The organism is Azomonas agilis, assembly GCF_007830255.1.
GTDB classification, from domain to species: Bacteria; Pseudomonadota; Gammaproteobacteria; order Pseudomonadales; family Pseudomonadaceae; genus Azomonas; species Azomonas agilis.
The window spans coordinates 1-20,081 of record NZ_VLKG01000007.1 but is presented as its reverse complement, the minus strand read 5'-3'; the positions used below and the strand labels follow the sequence as shown (position 1 = coordinate 20,081).

Annotated in this window: 14 protein-coding genes; 6 read left to right on the top strand and 8 right to left on the bottom strand. The window is 53.9% G+C overall.

Annotated features, from left to right (window positions below; translation table 11 throughout):
• Positions 1-22: 22 nt before the first annotated feature.
• From LX59_RS10030 to LX59_RS09995, 8 genes are all read right to left on the bottom strand, one after another.
• Complete coding sequence (locus LX59_RS10030; RefSeq protein ID WP_144571730.1) at positions 23-1,264, bottom strand: OprD family porin; 1,242 nt, start codon at positions 1,262-1,264, stop codon at positions 23-25.
• A gap of 117 nt (positions 1,265-1,381) precedes the next feature.
• A complete protein-coding gene (scpC, locus tag LX59_RS10025; RefSeq protein WP_144571729.1) occupies positions 1,382-2,875 on the bottom strand; it encodes a succinyl-CoA:acetate CoA-transferase ScpC in 1,494 nt (497 codons plus the stop codon).
• Positions 2,876-2,983: 108 nt separating this feature from the next.
• Positions 2,984-4,636, bottom strand: a complete 1,653-nt coding sequence (locus LX59_RS10020; protein ID WP_246118738.1) for an electron transfer flavoprotein-ubiquinone oxidoreductase — start codon at positions 4,634-4,636, stop codon at positions 2,984-2,986.
• 7 nt (positions 4,637-4,643) lie between these two features.
• Entirely contained in the window at positions 4,644-5,573 is a 930-nt protein-coding gene (locus LX59_RS10015; RefSeq protein WP_144571727.1) for an electron transfer flavoprotein subunit alpha/FixB family protein, read from the bottom strand.
• Positions 5,573-6,322 carry an electron transfer flavoprotein subunit beta/FixA family protein gene (locus tag LX59_RS10010; protein ID WP_144571726.1) on the bottom strand — a complete coding sequence of 250 codons (750 nt, stop codon included), beginning with the start codon at positions 6,320-6,322 and terminating at the stop codon, positions 5,573-5,575. Before LX59_RS10010 ends, LX59_RS10015 begins: the two co-directional genes overlap by 1 nt.
• 122 nt (positions 6,323-6,444) lie before the next feature.
• The gene (locus tag LX59_RS10005; RefSeq protein ID WP_144571725.1) at positions 6,445-8,205 is read right to left on the bottom strand and encodes an acyl-CoA dehydrogenase; all 1,761 of its coding nucleotides are present in this window, start codon (positions 8,203-8,205) and stop codon (positions 6,445-6,447) included.
• An 81-nt stretch (positions 8,206-8,286) separates the two neighbouring features.
• Positions 8,287-10,428, bottom strand: coding sequence for a fatty acid oxidation complex subunit alpha FadB (fadB, locus tag LX59_RS10000; protein ID WP_144571724.1), 2,142 nt, complete (start codon positions 10,426-10,428; stop codon positions 8,287-8,289).
• Between the two features lie 136 nt (positions 10,429-10,564).
• Positions 10,565-11,755, bottom strand: coding sequence for an acetyl-CoA C-acyltransferase family protein (locus LX59_RS09995; protein WP_211354844.1), 1,191 nt, complete (start codon positions 11,753-11,755; stop codon positions 10,565-10,567).
• Positions 11,756-12,005: 250 nt separating this feature from the next.
• Here LX59_RS09995 and LX59_RS09990 point away from each other — a divergent pair, with 250 nt between their 5' ends.
• The 6 genes from LX59_RS09990 (at position 12,006) to LX59_RS09965 (ending at position 20,063) form a co-directional block, all read left to right on the top strand.
• Positions 12,006-13,079, top strand: a complete 1,074-nt coding sequence (locus LX59_RS09990; RefSeq protein ID WP_144571722.1) for an AraC family transcriptional regulator — start codon at positions 12,006-12,008, stop codon at positions 13,077-13,079.
• A 69-nt stretch (positions 13,080-13,148) separates the two neighbouring features.
• Positions 13,149-14,348, top strand: coding sequence for an MFS transporter (locus tag LX59_RS09985; protein ID WP_144571896.1), 1,200 nt, complete (start codon positions 13,149-13,151; stop codon positions 14,346-14,348).
• 171 nt (positions 14,349-14,519) lie between these two features.
• Entirely contained in the window at positions 14,520-16,562 is a 2,043-nt protein-coding gene (locus LX59_RS09980) for a methyl-accepting chemotaxis protein (RefSeq protein ID WP_144571721.1), read from the top strand.
• A 238-nt stretch (positions 16,563-16,800) separates the two neighbouring features.
• Positions 16,801-17,907 carry a peptidoglycan-binding domain-containing protein gene (locus LX59_RS09975; protein ID WP_144571720.1) on the top strand — a complete coding sequence of 369 codons (1,107 nt, stop codon included), beginning with the start codon at positions 16,801-16,803 and terminating at the stop codon, positions 17,905-17,907.
• 81 nt (positions 17,908-17,988) lie between these two features.
• Positions 17,989-19,071 (top strand): pilus assembly protein N-terminal domain-containing protein, encoded by a 1,083-nt coding sequence (locus LX59_RS09970; protein WP_144571719.1) that lies wholly within the window; start codon positions 17,989-17,991, stop codon positions 19,069-19,071.
• Positions 19,072-19,313: 242 nt separating this feature from the next.
• On the top strand, positions 19,314-20,063 hold the full coding sequence (locus tag LX59_RS09965; protein ID WP_144571718.1) for an IS5 family transposase: 750 nt from the start codon (positions 19,314-19,316) through the stop codon (positions 20,061-20,063).
• Positions 20,064-20,081: the final 18 nt, after the last annotated feature.

The window sequence follows — 20,081 nt, the reverse complement described above, 5'->3', positions numbered from 1 at the left end:
CCCCTATCATGGCTTTAGCTGATCACAGTAACGGCAAGTTATAGGTAATGATGAAGCGGTTTTCATCCAGATCATTACCCTTTCCGTCGTTACGCAACATTGCATTGCGCCATTGCAGCACGAGATTTTTCAGCGGCCCAGACTGGAAGGCATAGTCGATATACAGATCGCGCTCCCACTCTTCACCTTTAGAGCCGTCGGTACGCCGAATATCCGTACCACTGATATAACGAGTCATCAAGGTCAGTCCCGGAATACCTACGGCCGCAAAATCGTAGGTGTAACGCGCCTGCCAAGACTTTTCGCCAGGGTTGGCAAAGTCATTCACCTGGGCAAAGTTGGTTAAATAAGGATCGCTGCCCGTAAGATAAGCAAAACCCGTATCACCAATCATTTTTTGATAAGCCAAGGCAAAACTATGAGTTTTGTATTTATAAATCAGCATGCCGTTAATGGCTTTGTTATCCACATTAGAGTCACCATCATCGGAAGAGCGCGCATAACGTAAATCTGAAACTAAGGTATGCCCTTCCGCCAGCGGCAAGCTGTGATTCAACGTAAAGTAATGCTGATGGTAGTTGTTATCTAAGTTGGCATAGTCATAACCTAAACTTAATCCTTTACTCCATTGATATTTAAAACCCGCATAATCGAATTGATCGGTAGGAGTTCCGCCTTTCATGCCTTTATTAGTCATGGTAATTTCTTTAGCGGCCGTCGAATTACGCTGAATATTGTCGGTTAAACGTCCTGCATTAATAGTTAGGTTTTCAATATCTTGGGAAACCGCGCTATAACCTTTAAAGTATTGAGGAAAGAGGCGTGTTTGATTCGGGGTTAAGGTCGGCATCATGGGAAATAAGGTGCCATACCGCAATGTTGTTTTAGCAAAACGCAGTTTGCCAGTTAATCCTGCTTTACCATACTCATTCGGGACATCGCCGTTATTATGCACCGGCAACAAGCCAGTTCCCGCACGTCCGGGGCTGGAGTCCAAGCGAATACCCCACATAGCCGTGGCATCTAGACCAAAGCCGACGGGGCCTTCAGTAAAACCGGATTCGTACTTGAGCCAAAAACCCTGTGCCCATTCATCGGCATGGGATTGGGCAGCATTGTCTTGACGAAAATCGCGGTTGTAATAGTAGTTACGGATCATCAAAGTTGCTTTGCTGTCACTGATAAAATCCGCGTGACTGTTTTGAATAACCAATAAACCACTGAGTGCAGATAATAAAACACCACGAGCAAGCTTATTACTCATATACATCGACTTATATCCTTATTATTTTTATTAACTTATAAAAGCCAAAATAGGGCGTAACAATCCAACAGATTGCACATTAATTCGTGCAATCTGTTTTAATTACTACATAATTAGTTAGTAGGACAACATATGGCCGCGTTGTTCTAAGTTAGTGTACCAATCAAAAGCCTGCTCTAATAAATGAGGCGTTTGACCACCACGGGCACAGGCCTCCTCAAAGTAGGCATTCAGTGCCGGGCGATAATCCGGATGCACGCAGTTGTCGATGATCACCCGTGCGCGCTCACGCGGCGCTAGGCCACGCAGATCGGCTAAGCCTTGCTCGGTAACCAGAATCTGCACATCGTGCTCGGTGTGATCCACATGGCTGACCATAGGCACTACGCTGGAGATGGCTCCGGCTTTGGCGATGGACTTGGTGACAAAGACCGTCAAACGCGCATTACGGGCAAAGTCCCCCGAACCGCCGATGCCGTTCATCATCTTGGTGCCGCAGACATGGGTGGAGTTGACGTTGCCGTAAATGTCGAACTCCAACGCGGTGTTGATCGCCACCACGCCCAAACGCCGGGCGATTTCCGGATGGTTGGAGATCTCCTGCGGACGCAGCACCAGCCGATCCTTGTAATCCGCCAAGGAAGGGAACACGCGCTTGCCGCAGTCGGCAGACAGGGTAATGGAGCAACCGGAAGCGAACTTCAGTTTGCCGGCATCCATCAGCTCAAAGGTGGAGTCCTGCAACACCTCGGAATACTGCTCCAGATCGGTGAAGGGTGCGTTCAGCAAACCCGACATCACTGCGTTGGCAATGGTGCCCACACCCACTTGCAGCGGGCCTAGGTTGGCGGGCAAACGGCCTTGCGCTACCTCTTGCTCGAAGAAATGAATCAGGTGGTTGGCGATGACTTGGGTTTCGTCATCCGGCGGCAAAATAGTAGCGGCGGACTCTGGGCTTTCGCACAGCACAATGGCCGCAATGCGCTCAGGATCAACGGCAATGGCGGGAGCGCCGATGCGATCGCTGGGGTTAATCAGTGGAATAGGCTGACGCTGAGGGCGGGCAGCCGGCAGATAAATATCGTGCAAACCTTCCAGATGCGGGCTGCTAGAGAGGTTCAGCTCTACGATGACTTGCTTGGCCATCTGCACCAGCGAGGCTGAGTTCCCAACCGAGGCGGTGGGCACAATATGGCCTTGTTCGGTAATGGCTGCGGCTTCAATCACCGCCACATCGGGTGCAGGCAATGAGCCTTGGCGCAGCAATTCGGCCACATGGGACAGGTGCTGATCGATAAAGATCACCTTGCCCTCGTTGATGGCTTTACGCAGCACCGGATCGCCTTGGAAGGGCATACGCCGTGCCAGTAAACCGGCCTCGCTCATAATGCCGTCCAGCCCGCTGCCCAAACTGGCACCCGTAATTAGAGTGATCTTTAAGGCTTCCTGACGGGCGCGCTCAGCCATGGCACGCGGGATGACCTTGGCATCCCCACCGCCACCAAAGCCGCTCATGCCCACGACCATGCCATCCTTAACCAAGGCAGCCGCTTGTTCAGCGGTGACGATTTTGCTACGCAGAGAATCCAGACGAATACGATCAGAACACATAGAACTACCTCTCAGTACTTATATTTATAGGCTAGAGGAACATCAAAATAGCCTTGGATAAATCCGCGTAACCCCATGTTTCAAGCGGCTCTCCCAAGGCTGGGTCAGCTACATATTGGGGTAATTCGGCCCACCGCCACCTTCCGGACAGGTCCAAGTAATGTTCTGCGCTGGGTCTTTAATGTCGCAGGTTTTGCAGTGCACACAGTTTTGGCTGTTGATCTGCAACCGCAGTGGCGTGTTGTCTTCAGCGCGGATCACCTCATACACGCCCGCCGGACAATAACGCTGGGCCGGCTCGTCGTAGAGGGGCAGATTTTCCTGCAAGGGCAAATCCGGATCGGCCAACTTCAGGTGACAGGGCTGATTGTCCTCGTGGTTGGTGTTGGACAAAAACACCGAACTCAAACGATCAAAACTCAGCACGCCATCCGGCTTGGGATAGCGGATGGGCGCAGATTCTTGCAGGGTCTGCAATTGCAGGTGATCAGCTTGGCGATCATGCAGGGTCAGCGGCCATTTTCCGGCTACTAAGCGCTGCTCCAGCAGGTTGAAGGCACCACCCAGGGTCGAGCCGAGCTTATGCAGCGCAGGGCCGAAGTTACGCGCCTGATACAGCTCCTGATACAGCCACGAGGCTTGGAAACGAGCGCTAAAATCTGCCTGCAAATCGGTTCCGGATGCCTCCTGAGTCAAGGCGGCAAACACTGTTTCGGCGGCCAGTATTCCCGACTTCATCGCCGTATGGCTGCCTTTGATCTTGGCGAAGTTGAGGGTTCCCGACTCACAGCCGATCAGCAAGCCACCGGGGAATCCGGCTTTACCCAAGGAGTTAAAGCCGCCCTTGGCAATGGCCCGTGCGCCATAGCACAAGCGCTTGCCGCCGCTTAAATAAGCACTCAATACCGGATGCTGTTTGAGCTGCTGGAAGGCTTCAAAGGGTGACAGATGGGGATTGTGGTAATTCAGATCCACAATCAGCCCCACCACCACTTGATGGTTATCCCCGTGGTAGAGAAAAAAGCCACCGCTCTCCCCCTGCAACGGCCAGCCAGAACCGTGAACCACCAAACCGGGTTGATGCAACGCCGGATCAATGTCCCACAGTTCTTTAATACCGAGACCGTAATGCTGGGCATCAGCGCCGGCATTGAGGTCGAATTGCTGAATCAGCTGTTTGCCCAAACTGCCGCGACAGCCTTCGGCAAACAGGGTGTAACGGGCATGCAGCTCAATACCGGGGGTAAAGCCGTGTTTGTGGCTGCCGTCAGCGGCCACACCCATATCGCCGGTGGCCACGCCCTTCACGCGGCCATCCTCGTGGTACAGCACCTCGGTGGCGGCAAAGCCGGGGAAAATCTGTACCCCCAAAGCTTCGGCCTGCTCGCCCAGCCAGCGCACCAGATTGCCCAAGCTGATCACATGATTGCCGGGGTTGTGCAAGCTGGGCGGCACCAGCGCATCGGGAATGCGCAGGGCCTGTTGTTCATCGCGCAGCAAGTACAGCCGGTCTTCAGTGACCGCCGTATTCAGCGGTGCGCCACGCTCCTGCCAATCGGGAAAAAGTTCCTCTAGGGCGCGGCGTTCAAAGACCGCGCCCGAGAGGATATGTGCGCCAACTTCTGACCCCTTTTCCACGACGCAAACTTCCAGCGACTGCCCTGCTTCGGCAGCCTGCTGCATCAGGCGACAGGCAGCGGAAAGGCCCGCAGGCCCCGCGCCGACAATCACCACATCAAATTCCATGGATTCGCGCATCAGCCAATCCTCAGAGTTGGCGCATCAGTTCGGGCACGGCCTCGAACAAATCCGCCACCAAGCCGTAGTCGGCCACCTGAAAAATCGGTGCTTCCGGATCTTTGTTGATAGCGACGATGATCTTGGATTCCTTCATCCCCGCCAGATGTTGAATGGCCCCGGAAATACCCACCGCCAGATACAGCTCCGGTGCAACGATGGTGCCGGTCTGTCCTACTTGGCGATCGTTGGCGGTAAAGCCTGCATCCACAGCGGCACGGGAAGCACCCACCGCTGCGCCCAGCTTGTCCGCCAGCTGCTCGATCAGGGCAAAGTTTTCCGCGCTGCCCAGACCGCGACCACCGGAGACCACCACCTTAGCGCTGCCCAAGTTAGGGCGATCAGAGACAGCCAGAGCTTCGCTGACAAAACGGCTGCGCTCGGGAACAGCTGAGGCGGTCACGGCCTCCACTGCGGCGGCACCACCGCTGGCAGCTACGGCTTCAAAAGCGGTGCTACGGACGGTCAGTACCTTAATGGCATCTAAGGACTGCACCGTGGCCACGGCGTTACCGGCATAAATAGGCCGCTGGAACGTATCGCTACTCAGGACGGCGGTAATGTCGGAGATTTGTGCCACGTCCAGCAGAGCCGCGACCCGTGGCATCAGGTTTTTGCCACTGGTGCTGGCCGGAGCCAACACATGGCTGTAATCCTTACCCAGGGTGGCGATCAGTTTGGACAGCGGCTCCGCCAAGCGATGCTCATAGGCAGGGCTATCGGCCAACAGCACTTTGCTCACACCCGCTACCGCAGCGGCTTGTTCAGCTACGGCTTGGCAGTGATGCCCCGCAACCAAGACTTGAATCTCGCCGCCAATGGCTTTAGCCGCTTGCAGGGCGTTCAGGGTGACGCTGTTTAAGGCGCGGTTGTCGTGTTCGGCAATGACCAGAATGCTCATCAAATCACCCTCGCTTGGTTACGCAGCTTGTCCACCAGCGCCTCGACGCTGTCTACCTTGATCCCCGCTTGGCGCTCTGCCGGTGCTTCGACCTTAATCAGCCGTGTATGGGCTTTGAGGCTGACACCCAGCTCAGCTGGAGTTTTGACTTCCAGCGGCTTTTTCTTGGCCTTCATGATGTTGGGCAGAGAGGCGTAGCGCGGCTCGTTCAGGCGCAAATCCGTAGTCACCAAGGCCGGTAGGGACAGGGATAGGGTTTGCAAGCCGCCGTCGACTTCGCGGGTCACTTCCAGTTGCTCGCCACTCAGACTGATGGCCGAAGCAAAGGTGGCTTGCGGCCAATCCAACAGCGCAGCCAGCATTTGCCCGGTCTGGTTGTTGTCGGTGTCGATGGCCTGCTTGCCGGTAATCACGAGGCTTGGCTGTTCGGCCTGGATCAGCGCGGCCAGCAGCTTGGCCACTTCGAGGGATTCGGGGTTGTCCGGAGTGTCGATCTGGATCGCCCGATCCGCACCCAGCGCCAAGGCGGTACGCAGTTGCTCCTGACAGCTGGCTGAACCCACGGAGACGGCTACTACCTCTGTGGCAATTCCGGCTTCTTTCAAACGGATGGCGGCCTCTACCGCAATCTCACAGAAGGGGTTCATGGCCATTTTCACGTTGGCCAGATCCACATCGCTGTGATCCGCTTTCACCCGAACTTTGACGTTGTAGTCAATCACACGCTTGACCGTTACCAAGACTTTCATAGGGCACATCCACTCTGGGGCGGGCTGTGTTTAAACCACAACCGGCCAGATTCAGGGCGCAGTTGCCCACACCCAGCGCATAAAGCGCTCGGTGGGCAGGCAACCGCCAAACTAAAGGGGTGTTAGAACTGATCTTCCGGCAGGGCCAGAATGCTCGCGCTACCGGCCTGAATCACCGCCAGCAAGGAGCCGGTACGGGTCAGCAGATGCTCGGCGTAGAAGCGGCTGGTGGTGAGCTTGGCGTTCAGGAACGCCGGATCACCGGAGTTAGCCTCCAGCAGCGCTTGAGCTTTGAGGGCTGCTTGGCTCATCAGCCAACCGCCACACAGGTAGCCGAACAGCATCATATAGTTGACGCTGATGCTACCGGCCAGCGCGGCATCCTCAGCAGACTTGTCCAGCAGCAGTTGACGCGCTGCTTGGCCGTCGGCCAGTGAGGCGCGCAGAGCCTTGGCCTGTACCGGGAACTGACCCGAAGCCTCCAAAGCCGACAGGGTTTGGCCGATTTCTTCCAGCAGGCTGGCCAGATGCTCGCCCTTGTTGACCAGCGTTTTACGGCCGACCAAATCCAGCGCTTGAATGCCAGTGGTGCCTTCGTAGATGGTCAGGATACGCGCATCGCGGTAATGCTGGGCGCTGCCGGTTTCCTCGATAAAGCCCATGCCACCGTGAATCTGGGTGCCCAGATAGGTGATTTCCTGCGCCAGCTCGGTCAGCCAGCCCTTAACGATGGGGGTCAGCAGTTCGACACGGTTTTGATGGGTTTGCGCGGCCTCACCTTCACTGCCGTGGGCACGATCAATCTCGGCGGCAGACACCAGTGCCAAGGCACGCATGGCCTCGGTGGCGGACTTCATCACCATCAGCATGCGGCGAATGTCGGGGAACTTGATGATGGGGTAACGGCTGCCGTCTTTGTTGGTGCCTTGCAGACGATCCTTAGCGTATTGCAGCGCTTGCTGATAAGAACGCTCAGCAATGGACAGGCCCTGCAAACCCACGCCCTGACGCGCATGGTTCATCATGGTGAACATATAGGCCAAGCCTTTGTGCGCCTCACCGACCAGATAGCCAATGGCACCGCCTTTATCACCGAAGCTCATCACGCAAGTCGGGCTGCCGTGGATGCCGAGCTTATGCTCCAGCGACACACACTGCGCGTCGTTGCGGCTGCCATCAGGCAGGAACTTGGGCACGATGAACAGGGAAATCCCCTTCACGCCAAAGGGCGCATCGGGCAGGCGGGCCAACACCAAATGAATGATGTTGTCCGTCATCTGGTGGTCGCCCCAGGTGATGAAGATTTTCTGGCCGGTGATCAGATAATGGTCACCATTAGGCACGGCACGGGTTTTCACCGCTGCCAAATCCGAACCAGCATCCGGCTCGGTCAGGTTCATGGTGCCGGTCCATTCGCCGCTGACCAAACGTGACAGATAGGCCTCTTTCAGCGCGTCTGAACCATGGTGCAGGATGGACTCAATCGCACCTTGAGTCAGCATGGGGCACAGGGCGAAAGACAGGTTGGCCGAATGCCAAATTTCGTTGACCGCTGTACCCACCACGTTAGGCAGATTTTGCCCACCAAAGGCTTCCGGTGCGGTCAAGGACGGCCAGCCGCTCTCTTGGAACTGATGGTAGGCTTCGGCAAAACCCGCAGTTTCCTGCACGCCCTTCTCCGTCAGGCTCACACCTTGGGTATCGCCCACACGGTTGAGCGGCGCTAACACTTCCGAGCCCAGCTTACCGGCCTCGTCAAAAATCGCTGACACCAGCTCCAGATTGGCATCCGCAAAGCCGTGCTCAGCACAGAGCTTGTCAAAGTCCACCAGCTCGTTGAGGACAAAGAGGGCATCGCGGTAGGGGTGTTTGTAGTCGCTCATTATTATTTTCCTCGTAATTCAGATACTCGGTGCAAGGCATACCCTGCATTCAAAACAGGCTATGCCCTAAAGACCGATCACTCAAAAATAAGTCTGGCCGTTTTGCAGACGGGCGTTAAAGCCGGGAGTCAATTGATAGAGTCCGCCGTGGGCCGAATGTGTGACGGCTTTTTGCGCAAACACCGCCAAGCCTAGGTGGTCGATGTAGCGCAGGGCACCGCCCCTAAAGCGGGGGAAGCCCAAGCCCAGAATCAAGCCCATGTCCACTTCTTCGGCGCTGTCGACGATGCCCTCTTCCAAGCAGCGCACCGACTCCAAGCACATGGGGATCATCAGCCGGTCGATAATGTCTTCATCAGACACTTCTGGTTTAGCCTGTACCCGCTCAGCAATCAAAGCATGAGCCGCCGCTGAAGGGGTTTTCGTGCGCTTGCCTTGGGCATCGACGCCGTACTCATAAAAGCCCTTACCGTTTTTCTGCCCTAAGGCTCCAGCGGCTAACAGGGCTTCCATAATCGGCTCGCCCTCGTGGCCCATACGGTCGGGGAAGCCCACTTGCAGCACTTGGTCGGCATGCACCATGGTGTCAATGCCCACTACATCTGCCAGATAAGCTGGGCCCATAGGCCAACCGAAAGCTTCCATCACCCGATCAATGCGCTCGAAGTCCACGCCATCCTTCAGCAGCCGGTTAAAGCCGTTGAAGTAGGGAAACAACACACGGTTAACCAAAAATCCGGGGCAATCCTTCACCACGATGGGGGTTTTACCCATGGCGACGGCATAGGCCAGCGTAGTGGCCAGGGTTTTTTCGCTGCTTTGACTGCCACGAATCACCTCTACCAGCGGCATTAAAGGCACCGGATTGAAGAAATGCATGCCGCAGAACAACTCTGGGCGCTTTAGGCTTTTGGCCAGCAGATCAATGGAAATGGTTGAAGTGTTAGTAGTCAGGATGGCATCGGGGCGCATCAAGCCTTCCACTTCCGACAGCACCGCCGCCTTGATCTTTGGGTTCTCGACCACGGCTTCGACCACCAAATCCACGCGCTCGAAGTCTTGGTATTCCAATTCAGGGTGAATGCGCGCCAGTACTTGCTGCTTACCGGCTTCGTCCAAACGGCCCTTTTCAATCAGCTTATCCAAGGCTTTGCTGGCCGTTTTGCTGCCTAGCGCCAAAGCCTCGTCGCGGATGTCCTTCATGATGATGGGCACGCCGCTCAGCGCTGACTGATAAGCCACGCCACCGCCCATAATGCCTGCGCCCAGTACTGCGCCTTGCTGCACCTTATCAGCCTTGGCGATCCAGCCCTTGGCTTTACGCTTTAAGGATTGGTCGCTGAGGAACAAACCGATTAAGGACTGAGAGGCTGTCGTCTTCGCCAACTGAGCGAAGGTTTGCGCCTCCATTTCCAAGGCGGTGCCAAAGGATTGGGTCGCATGTTGGCTCACCAAGGCCACAATGGCTCCCGCAGCGGGATAGCGCGCATCCAGCGTTTTGGTGTAGCTGGCGCTCAAGCCTTCCAACTGCGCTTGCAAGGCGGGTGTATTGGCCAAGGCTTGCTGTTTGCGCTGACGGTTGGCACGGCTGGCCGCTGGGTCATTAACAAGGGCACGCAGCAAAGCTAAAGCTGCATCCTGCAATTCGGTAGCGGGCACCACTTGATCGGCTACACCCAGCTTCAGGGCTTTAGCAGCAGCCTGAGGTTTACCGCTGGTCATCCACTCCAGAGCAGCGGACAGGTCAGCCAAGCGGCTCAGACGCACCGTGCCGCCAAAACCGGGGCAGATGCCGAGGGTAACTTCCGGTAGGCCGACTTTAGCGTCCTCCGCCAGTACGCGGCAGTCCGCAGCAAGGGCCAGCTCCAAACCGCCGCCCAAGGCAAAACCATTGACGGCGGCTACCGTCGGGAAGGGCAGATTCTCAAGGCGGCTGAAGTGTTCGTGCACGCCACTCATCCAGTGCAACAGCTCCGCTTCAGGGCGCTTAAAGAGCGTCGTGAATTCGGTAATATCGGCACCCACAACAAAAGCGGGCTTAGCACTGCGGATCAGCAGACCCTGTACCGAGGCCCCGGCTTCGGTCAGCTGTTGCAGTGCTTCGCCCAACTCATTCAAGGTCAACTGGTCGAGTTTGTTGACCGAAGAGCCTTGAAGATCCAGCACCAGCTCGACCAATCCTGAATCCAATGCCTGAAGGCTGATGGCTTTTCCGCTGTACATCGCCAGTTCCTTATTATTTTGGGCTGTACGAGGCCGCTGCCTGTATTCAGACAGTCCAGCACCGACAACCGGAAAAAGAGGGGATCGGCTCTCCGCAGCCCACCGCAGGGAGAGGCCGATCAACTGATCAGAAAACTTAGGCCACGCGCTCCAGCAGCGCAGCAATACCCTGCCCGCCACCAATGCACAGGCTCACTACGGCATAACGGCCTTGGATACGCTCCAGCTCATAAATGGCTTTTACCGTCAGAACTGCGCCGGTCGCACCGATAGGATGACCCAAGGAAATACCGCTGCCATTGGGGTTGACCTTAGCGCGCGGCAAATCCAGCTGCTGCACTACGGCCAAGGCTTGCGCGGCAAAGGCTTCGTTCAGCTCGTAAAAGTCGATGTCATTCACGCCCAGCTTGTTGCGCTCTAACAGGGTACGCACCGCCGGTACAGGGCCAATACCCATAATGCTAGGGTCAACACCCGATACTTGGTAGTCCACCAAGCGCGCCATAATCTTCAGGCCTTGAGCCTCGGCTTTGCCGCGCTCCATCAAGACTACAGCCGCTGCCGCATCGTTAATGCCGGAAGAGTTACCAGCAGTTACCGTACCGCCGTCGCGTTTAAAGGCGGGCTTGAGTACAGCCACGTCTTCCAGTTTACAGCCAGCGCGCACATGCTCGTCGGTATCGAACAGGGTCACGCCTTTACGGCTTTTCAGTTCGATGGGCAAAATCTGGGATTTAAAATAGCCTTGGGCAATGGCCTTTTCCGAGCGGCTGTGGCTTTCCACCGCTAACAGATCCTGCTGTTCACGGGTGATGCCGTATTTTTCCGCCAGATTTTCGGCGGTAACGCCCATATGGTAATGGTTGATAGGACAGGTCAGCGCACCCACCATAGGGTCAATGATGACTCCATCGCCCATGCGTTGACCAAAACGGGCCGTGGGTAGGTGATAAGGAGCCAAGCTCATGGATTCTGCACCACCGGCTACCGCCGTATCACAGAGGCCTAATTGAATTTGCTGAGCCGCTGTCACTACCGCTTGCAAACCGCTACCGCACAGACGGTTGACATTGAGTGCCGGTGTTTCTGGCGGTAGACCACCCTTAATAGCGGCCACACGGCTTAGATACATATCTAAGGGTTCTGAATGCACCACATTACCGAAGACACAATGGCCTACTTGCTGTGGATCAATGGCCGCCCGTTTCACAGCTTCTGCCACGACTAAGGCCGCCATACTGGAGGGATGGTAGTTTTTCAAGCTACCACCGTAATCACCGATGGCTGTACGCACTCCGCTTACAATGACCACTTCTCGTGCTTGCATGGACATGAATGTATTCCACCGTTATGGGATATGGGACTGAACAGGTCAGCTCTAACAAAAAAGACTATCTGTACAAAATCGGACAGTCATTTTCCTGTGTCTCCAGTGGGGCTCTAGCTTTGCCTGTAACCAGAAATCCGGCAATAACAAATCCAGCCTTATGTTTGACATATTCGGACAGCCATCCTTTGCACTTGCTCTACTGAATCCGCCATACTGATAGCCCGACTCCCACCACTAAACACAAAAAATGGGCATCGAACGCTACTCTATCTCCGTACATTTTGCGCGGGCGGCCATCCAGTCAGCTCGGCAATACCAGCTGAACGAAACAGCAATCCTACATGAGGCGGGTATTAGCCCCCGATTATTGGACAACCTCCACCTGCGTATTACGCCTGACCAGTTTAGCCGATTGATGCGCGCTGTCTGGCGCGAAGCCGACGATGAATTTATGGGCTTTACCCATCAACGATGTCGGAATGGTGTCTTTGTTATAGCAGCCAAACAAGCAGTGCGCTGCCGTACCTTAGGCTCGGTGTATCGAACACTCAGCCGTTTTTACAATCTGATCAACGATTCTGTGCAATTGATACTGGAGGTTCAGGGTCAAGAAGCCTCGTTTCACCTGCGACTGAGCGACCCAGACAGAGACAGCCATTTTTTATTACGGGATTTTTTTTTACTGCTCTGGCACCGCTTCCCCAGTTGGCTGATTGGGCGACGCATTCCCCTGCATCAGGTGGAGTTTGAATTCTCAGCACCTTGGCATCAGGCCGAATATCGCTTGATGTTTCCCTGCCCCGCTCAATTTGAGTCGCCTTATAACCGTCTGGTGTTTGATGCCGCACTCTTGGATGCTCCCGTAGTACAAACCCCAGAAACCCTACACGCTCATTTAAAACGCGCACCTTTAGATTGGTTTACCCGACAGGCGTACTATCAGGTGTATACCCGGCGCGTGATGGATTATCTGGAGAAACAACCCGCCTTTTTAGCCAATGCAGACATCACTTCCGCCGCCAAAGCCCTGCACCTGACCGAGCGCACCCTACGCCGCAAACTGCTGACTGAGGGAACGCGCTTTCAAAGTCTTAAAGAAGGTATGCGCCGTGATCTCGCCTTGCATTACCTCAATCAACCCATGCTGCCCATTGCTCAGATCGCCCAACAGCTAGGATTTTCCGAAGCCTCAGCCTTTACCCGAGCCTTTAAACATTGGACCGGAACCTCGCCTAAAACCTACCGTGAAGCGCTACTGAATAGACATCAGTCTTCTGATAAAGCGATTAAAACAGCCTCAAACTTCCATACTAGAGCCTGATAAAGCTTCAACTCTGAGCTCATTGGGGGAATAATGCACCCCTCAATAAGCCCCATGAGCGACATGAGTATGGCACTACCTAAAACCTCAGACGTTACTGGTGTTTCCGCTCGAAGCCTTATCCTGATCGAGCTGGCCTTAACGCTGGGCAGCTTTGCAATCGGCTTGGGCGAGTTCTCCATTATGGGATTGATGCCAGAGGTTGCCGCAGATTTACAGGTTACTGAGCCTCAAGTAGGACATCTGATCAGCATCTATGCCCTAGGTGTAGTGGTCGGAGCCCCCATCTTGGCCATCCTAGGGTCTCGGCTGTACCGCCGTACCCTGTTGATGCTGTTAATGGGCTTTTTTGCCCTTGGCAACCTCGCTACCGCCTGGGCTTCTGGATACGACAGTCTGCTGCTGTATCGCTTTATTTCAGGCTTGCCCCACGGGGCCTATTTTGGCGTGGCTTCCCTAATTGCCGCCTCGATGGTTCCTGCCGACCAACGGGCCAAAGCCGTCAGCCGCGTGATGCTGGGCTTAACGATTGCAATGCTGGCCGGAAATCCTCTAGCCACTTGGTTGGGCCAGCAATTTAGTTGGCGCTGGGCCTTTGCTTTGGTGGGCATCATCGGTGCCCTTACCGTCCTGCTGGTGTTTCTGTATTTACCCTTGAACCGTCAGGAAGCTCAAAGTAATCCCCTAACTGAGTTGAAAGCCTTCAACCAAAAGGCAGTATGGCTGGCCTTGGGCATTGGTTCTGTGGGCTTTGCGGGTATGTTCTGCGTCTTCAGCTATTTGGCCCCAACCGTCCTCCAAGTAACCCAAATGGGCGAAGGCTGGATTCCTATAACCTTGGCAGCCTTTGGTTTAGGCGGCATTGTGGGCAATATGGCCGGTGGTTGGCTATTTGACCGCTTACAGTTTCGCGCGGTGCTGTGGATTTTGCTGTGGAGCGCTTTAGTGCTGTTCCTATTCCCATGGGCCGCCCATTCGATTTGGACTCTGCTGCCTGCTGTGTTTGCTGTGGGAACTATGGTGGCCTTGTCTCCTCCGCTGCAAACCCATCTGATGGATGTTGCCGCTGAAGCTCAAACCCTAGCGGCTGCCTCTAACCACGCGGCCTTTAATGTCGCCAATGCTCTCGGCCCTTGGCTAGGTGGCTTAGCTATTTCTGCCGGAATGGGTTGGACAGTGACCGGCTATGTGGGCACCCTCACCGCTTTAGTGGGGCTGGTTGTGTTTTACCTAACTTGGAAACAGCAAAACCCAAAACCTACAGCCTGATCCTGTAAAGAGACCGGCGCGTACCAAAGACATGACGAGCGTCAGGATGGGGCTTGTGCTACCTTGGCATTATGCCCTCATCTGGCCATTGTCTGCCTAGACCACCTCTAGGCATCTGTCACCTTGCCAGCACAACACCTCTCCTACGACTGTGGTGCAAGGAATCCTGCGGTGCGTCTTACAAAAAACTGGTCTGTTGCGCAAAAACTAAATACGGCACAGGCAATTCTGATGACAGGATTGCTGTTAATCGCTACTACCCTAACCACCTATTGGTTGAGTGGAATTTTAGAACACAAAAGCATCACCAACATGCAGCGAGCTAATCAGCAAGCCATTGATCTGATTGATGCCTACGACGCTGCGTTAAAACATTCGGTTGAAAAGCTAAGTCAGGCTTTGCACGCTCAGCTCTCCGCTACACCTTTGTTGCAGACAATCACCTCAGGCCCCCAACCAAGCCTAAACAGTCCGCCGCAGATTGCCCTGCAACAAATACTGGATCGCTTCAATGGTACTACGGGGAGTGCGGCAACCGTTTTTATCCGCCAAGGCGATGACTTTATCCGTATTGCCACCTCACTACGCACTCAGCAGGGCAGCCTAGCTACCGGAACCCTACTCGGTCAAAGTCATCCGGCTTTAAGTCATTTATTAAGTGGTCAGAGTTTTAGCGGTAAAGTACAGGTACTGGGACGAGACTACATGACTCGTTATGTACCACAGCTTGATCCATCTGGCCGCGTTTTGGCTGTGCTCTTTGTGGGGCTGGATTTCACTGACGAGCTGACCGTCCTCAAAGAAAAAATTAAAAGTGTTACCTTTGGGCAGTCTGGCTACATCTTTGCCGTAGATGCCGGTCAAGCAGCGGGAACTATGACCATTCACCCAACCCATGAAGGTACAAGCCTACTCAGCGCCAAAGATCCCCAAGGCATTGCCTACATCCAAGAGATGATTCAAGCCAAAAACGGCCAAATAGAGTACCAGTTCGCCAACCCTGATGCTCCCGGCACAAGCCCTCAGTCCAAACTAGCAGTTTTTAACTACTACCCAGAATGGAACTGGGTTATCGCCTCCAGTTGCTATACGGACGAGCTTTCTACAGAGGCTTGGGCCGTCCACATCCGACTTTTTTTGGCAGGTCTTGCCTTATCCGCCATTATGGCCGTAGTCACATCGCGCACCTTGCATAAATGGGTGACGCGCCCCTTAGGTAAAGCGGTGCTCTCTATTCAGGAAATCGCACGGGGTAATCTGGCGGTGCATATTCCACGTCATAATAATAAAGATGAGGTAGGCCAACTCCTGCACGCAACCCGACAAATGACCGATAGCATGGCCGAAGCCATAGCCGGTATCCAAGGCGCGGTGACTCGTTTAAGCGACAGTGCTCGTAAACTGTCTCAGGCTTCAAAACAGGTGGCCACTCAATCAGAACAACAAAGCGAAGCGGCCTCAAAAATGGCCGCAGGTATCGAAGAAATGGAAGCGAGTATTCGCCAAATGCGCGATAACGCTACCGATGCCAGTAGCCTAGCTCAGCAGGCTGGACATACTTCCGCTGAAGGGGCACAGGTTATTGAACAGGCTGTTAGCAGTATTGCCAAAATCGCGGCTACCGTTCGTGAGGCTTCAGGTTCTGTCTCTCGTTTGGGCCAAGAATCAGCCGCCATTGCTAAAATCGTTGGCACCATTCGGGGTATTGCAGAGCAAACCAACCTATTGGCTCTGAACGCAGCCATTGAGGCGGCTCGGGCGGGTGAAGCTGGACGGGGTTTTGCGGTAGTGGCCGACGAGGTGAAAAAACTGGCCCAAAGTACCGCTGCCTCCACCCAAGAAATTGAAGGCATGATCCACACTATTTTGTCCGGTACACAAAGCGCCGTTAACAGCATTGAAACCGGTGTGATGCAAGTAGAACAAGGGGTGAGCTTAGCGGCTCAAGCGGGCAACAGTATTGCCAGCATTAAAGACAGTTCGGAACAAGTCTCTAAAGCAGTGTCCTGCATCTCTTTATCCCTATCGGAACAATCAGCCGCCTCAGGCGAACTATCGAAAAACGTGGTCAATATCGCAGGTACTGCCGATAAAAATGCGAGCATGGCCCAGATTTCGGCTCAACAAGCACATACTTTAGAGGAGCTTGCAGGCTGCCTTAACCGACAAGTCTCTCGTTTTGACTTAGGAGAGCGCATTATTCTAAGTGTCTGATACATTTAACAGTTTGCCAATAAGTGCTGATGTACTAATCTTCTTGCCCCAAATACTCAGCGGGCACTGTGCTAACCGATTAATAGTCATTGATCAGTGGGAAGCTGGGAGAACAACACTCTAAAGGACATTAGTGCCCCTCACCTTAGACTAGCAGCGACATTCAGTCCTCATTGTCGATTCATACTACTGCTTCTAAGATACTGGGTTCGGGGCTATTTTGTAGGGCGGATATCAAGTGCGTTACCATTCGTTAATAGGATTAAGCTTATTTGTTGCTGTAGGATCAGGCTGCTCCACGCTAAGCTCTGACCCTCAGCCCACGACTAAAGAAGAACCGGGACTAGTACAGGAAAACGCCATCCCCTCTTCTCCAAGTCATCCCAGCAGCTATTCTGACTACTCAAAAACCAGTGGCAACTGGGCACCACCAGCCAGCAACTACAGTCCGCCGACCTCCAGTGCTTCTATGGGGTCTGACTCCTCCCCAACCATCCGCCCGGGACAATGTTGGGTACACTCACAAATTAAACCGCGCAAGGTAGAAAGCGCCGTCGAAATCACCATTAAAGATTCCACCGCCAAAATTTCCGTAACACCGGCCGAAATCCGTCAAGGGTATCGCCAAGTAGTTACTCGCGAAGGTACTAAAACCTATCGTATTGAACCCGCTACTTATAAGAGTGTTTCTGAGCGCGTACAGGTTCGCCCAGAAATGACCCGCTTTGTGGTAGTACCCGCGGTTTATGAGACCCAACAAAAAACCGTTGTGGTAGAAGAAGCTAAAACCGTCTTAGAAGCCTGCCAAACAGCCGGAACGCGTTACGCAAAAAATACCGGAGCCTCTGGATACTGTGCCCGCGAAATTCCCGCCAAAGAAAAAACCGTCAATGTTCAAGCGCTGGTACAACCCGAAACAACTCGGGTCGATTTCGAGCCTGCACTCTATAAAGAAGTAACCCGCTGGGTGGTTGATCAACCAGCCCGAGCGGTAGAAGTATCCTTAGCGCCCAGTGTGGCTGATGTTCCGGTACAAGAAGTCGTACGCCCTGAGCAAACGCGCCAAACCTTACTGCCTGCCATTACTCAAGAGCTGAACGTCACACGCTTTGAGGGTTCCTCGCAAATGGTCTCACGTCAGGCCGTATGTAATGCTGATATCACCCCTGAACTTATTCACAGAGTACAACAAAGTTTAATAGAGCACGGCTATCAACCAGGCCGCCCCGATGGTTTACTGGGGGAACGTACTGTTTCAGCCTTGGCGGATTATCAAACCGAAAATGGTCTGGCTGTTGGTGCGCTCACCTTTGAAACCTTAGATCATCTGGGGATTCGGTATTAACACGGACATTACCGGCTGGTGTTCGATACATAGGCTGCGTTAAGCCTCGCTCCACGGCCGCGTCGAAGGAATATAAAAGCCATGCACATCCACATCGCGGAATCGATTCGCTCACAAACCCTCGCTTGGATGCTGACAGGGGTATTAATTCTGCATCCCAAGATCAGTCTTGCGGATACCTCTTCCTCCTCCGTGAGCCTTGCACCTGCAGGTCAATACATTATGTTTTTCCAACGTAGTGTACAGGCTGTTAACGTCGTGGATGGGCAGATTGCAACCGCAAAGCCAGAGGGTAACCGGCTGGTGGTCAACGGTGGAGCCCCGGGAAATACTCTGATTGAAGTCATATTGGATGGGGAAAACTTCATCCGTAATGTTGAGGTAACTGTCACACGAGCGGGGGCTAATCTACCCCCAGCAGCTACGGCAAGCACCTCAGCGATTCCCCCCATTACTCGGTTGCCGGATTTAGTCCCATCAGTGCCCAGTGCTCCTGCAACCCCGGCGGCTGCGGCCAGACCCGCTATTGCGGCGGCGGCTCCACGGGTTGAACCTGCCCCCTCAGTATTACCTAAGGTGACTCGCTTAGCGCCCGCTGCTCCAGCAGAACCTGTGATCAAAATTTTACCCTTGCCTGAAGAACAACCTGCTCCTGTGGCACCGCCGCCCAAGGTATTACCGAGTGCCCCTGCTGTAGCTTCTGTACCTGCACCGAGCGTGGCCAAAAAACCAGAACCGGCTATCTCCTCACCACCACCGAAACCTGAAGTTAAACCCAGTGTGGCTGCCTATACCCCTCCTACACCACCTAAGCCTGAGCCTAAGGTTGAGCGACAGGTAACGCCAACTACTTCTGTCCCCGCATCCACCTATGTGGTTACTACTTCTCAAGCTCCAGTAAACCAAACTCCAGAGCCAAGCCAGCACTCACAACTCCCCTCCATCAGCTTGAATGTAAATACGCAACAAATCATGAATTTCCCCCGGGCCATTCAAAGCATTAGCCTAACCAATGAACAAGTCGCTCAAGCCAAAGTGCAGGGATCACGACTGATTATTGAGGCTATGCAACCCGGTAACACTAGCTTGGATATCCAACTCTCTGGAGACAGCACAACGCGATCTATGGAAATACAAGTTAGCCACAGTCGTTTACGCCCCTAGTAGCACTGTATCTATAGGGAGCTCACAGCTCCCTCCACACTAAAGGCTAAACTCTGTCAGCACTAAGTACAGATAATCCAAAATTTTTATTTTTTGCCTTTAGTCTATTTAGTGATACCGAACCAAGATCAGAAGAGCATTAAAATACTAGGGCCTGTTGACGTTTCGTCATGAAGGTATTGAGAAACAAAAGCAAACCCGCAGAATTGAGGTTCCTACACCCATAACCCTGCGGATTTGCAATGCCCCGATTACTGCTCAGCGACGAGCTTTGGTCGAAGCTGGAAAAAATTCTGCTTCAGCACGCCATTTACCACAAGCCCAATCTCCGAATGACCGTCGAAGGCATGCTTTACCGGATGCGTGTCGGCTGCCCTTGGCGAGATTTGCCTGACCTCTTTGGAGACTGGAACTCGATCTACAAGCGCTTCAACGCTTGGTCAGCTACGGGTAAGTGGTTCAAAGTCTTTCAAGCCTTGCTTGAGGAACCTGACTTTGAGTGGTTGTTTATCGACGGCAGTTATGTAAAAGCCCATCAACACAGTACCGGAGCGGCCAGTGGTCATACTGAGGGGCTGGGTAAAAGTCGCGCTGGGCTGACAAGCAAGATTCATTTGGCTGTTGACGCACAAGGCCTGCCAGTGGCCTTTGAAGTGACAGGAGGCGATGTTCACGACAGCTGCGTCGCTTCCAAACTGATCATGCAGCTGCCCTGTGCTGAAGTGATTGTCGCGGATAAAGGTTATGACAGTGAATGCATTCGAGATCAGATCAGGCAGCAGGGAGGACGTCCTGTTATTCCCCGAAAGCGCAACTCAATTAAGGGTAATGCGGATCTGGACAGAGGTTTATACCGCTACCGGCATTTGGTTGAGAATGCCTTTGCACGGCTTAAACACTACCGAGCGGTGGCTTTTCGATACGACAAACTGAAATGCAATTATGAGGCAGTGGTTGCCATGGCCTGTGCCGTTCAATGGCTACCCATGTAAAACGTCAACAGGCCCTAG

Excerpts from the sequence above, each read along its gene's own strand:
- LX59_RS10015 (WP_144571727.1), bottom strand. The coding sequence starts at position 5,573 with ATGAGCATTCTGGTCATTGCCGAACACGACAACCGCGCCTTAAACAGC.
- LX59_RS09990 (WP_144571722.1), top strand. The coding sequence starts at position 12,006 with ATGGGCATCGAACGCTACTCTATCTCCGTACATTTTGCGCGGGCGGCC.
- LX59_RS10005 (WP_144571725.1), bottom strand. The coding sequence starts at position 8,205 with ATGAGCGACTACAAACACCCCTACCGCGATGCCCTCTTTGTCCTCAAC.
- LX59_RS09985 (WP_144571896.1), top strand. The coding sequence starts at position 13,149 with ATGGCACTACCTAAAACCTCAGACGTTACTGGTGTTTCCGCTCGAAGC.
- LX59_RS09965 (WP_144571718.1), top strand. The coding sequence starts at position 19,314 with ATGCCCCGATTACTGCTCAGCGACGAGCTTTGGTCGAAGCTGGAAAAA.
- LX59_RS10010 (WP_144571726.1), bottom strand. The coding sequence starts at position 6,322 with ATGAAAGTCTTGGTAACGGTCAAGCGTGTGATTGACTACAACGTCAAA.
- LX59_RS09995 (WP_211354844.1), bottom strand. The coding sequence starts at position 11,755 with ATGCAAGCACGAGAAGTGGTCATTGTAAGCGGAGTGCGTACAGCCATC.
- LX59_RS10030 (WP_144571730.1), bottom strand. The coding sequence starts at position 1,264 with ATGAGTAATAAGCTTGCTCGTGGTGTTTTATTATCTGCACTCAGTGGT.
- fadB (WP_144571724.1), bottom strand. The coding sequence starts at position 10,428 with ATGTACAGCGGAAAAGCCATCAGCCTTCAGGCATTGGATTCAGGATTG.
- scpC (WP_144571729.1), bottom strand. The coding sequence starts at position 2,875 with ATGTGTTCTGATCGTATTCGTCTGGATTCTCTGCGTAGCAAAATCGTC.
- LX59_RS09970 (WP_144571719.1), top strand. The coding sequence starts at position 17,989 with ATGCACATCCACATCGCGGAATCGATTCGCTCACAAACCCTCGCTTGG.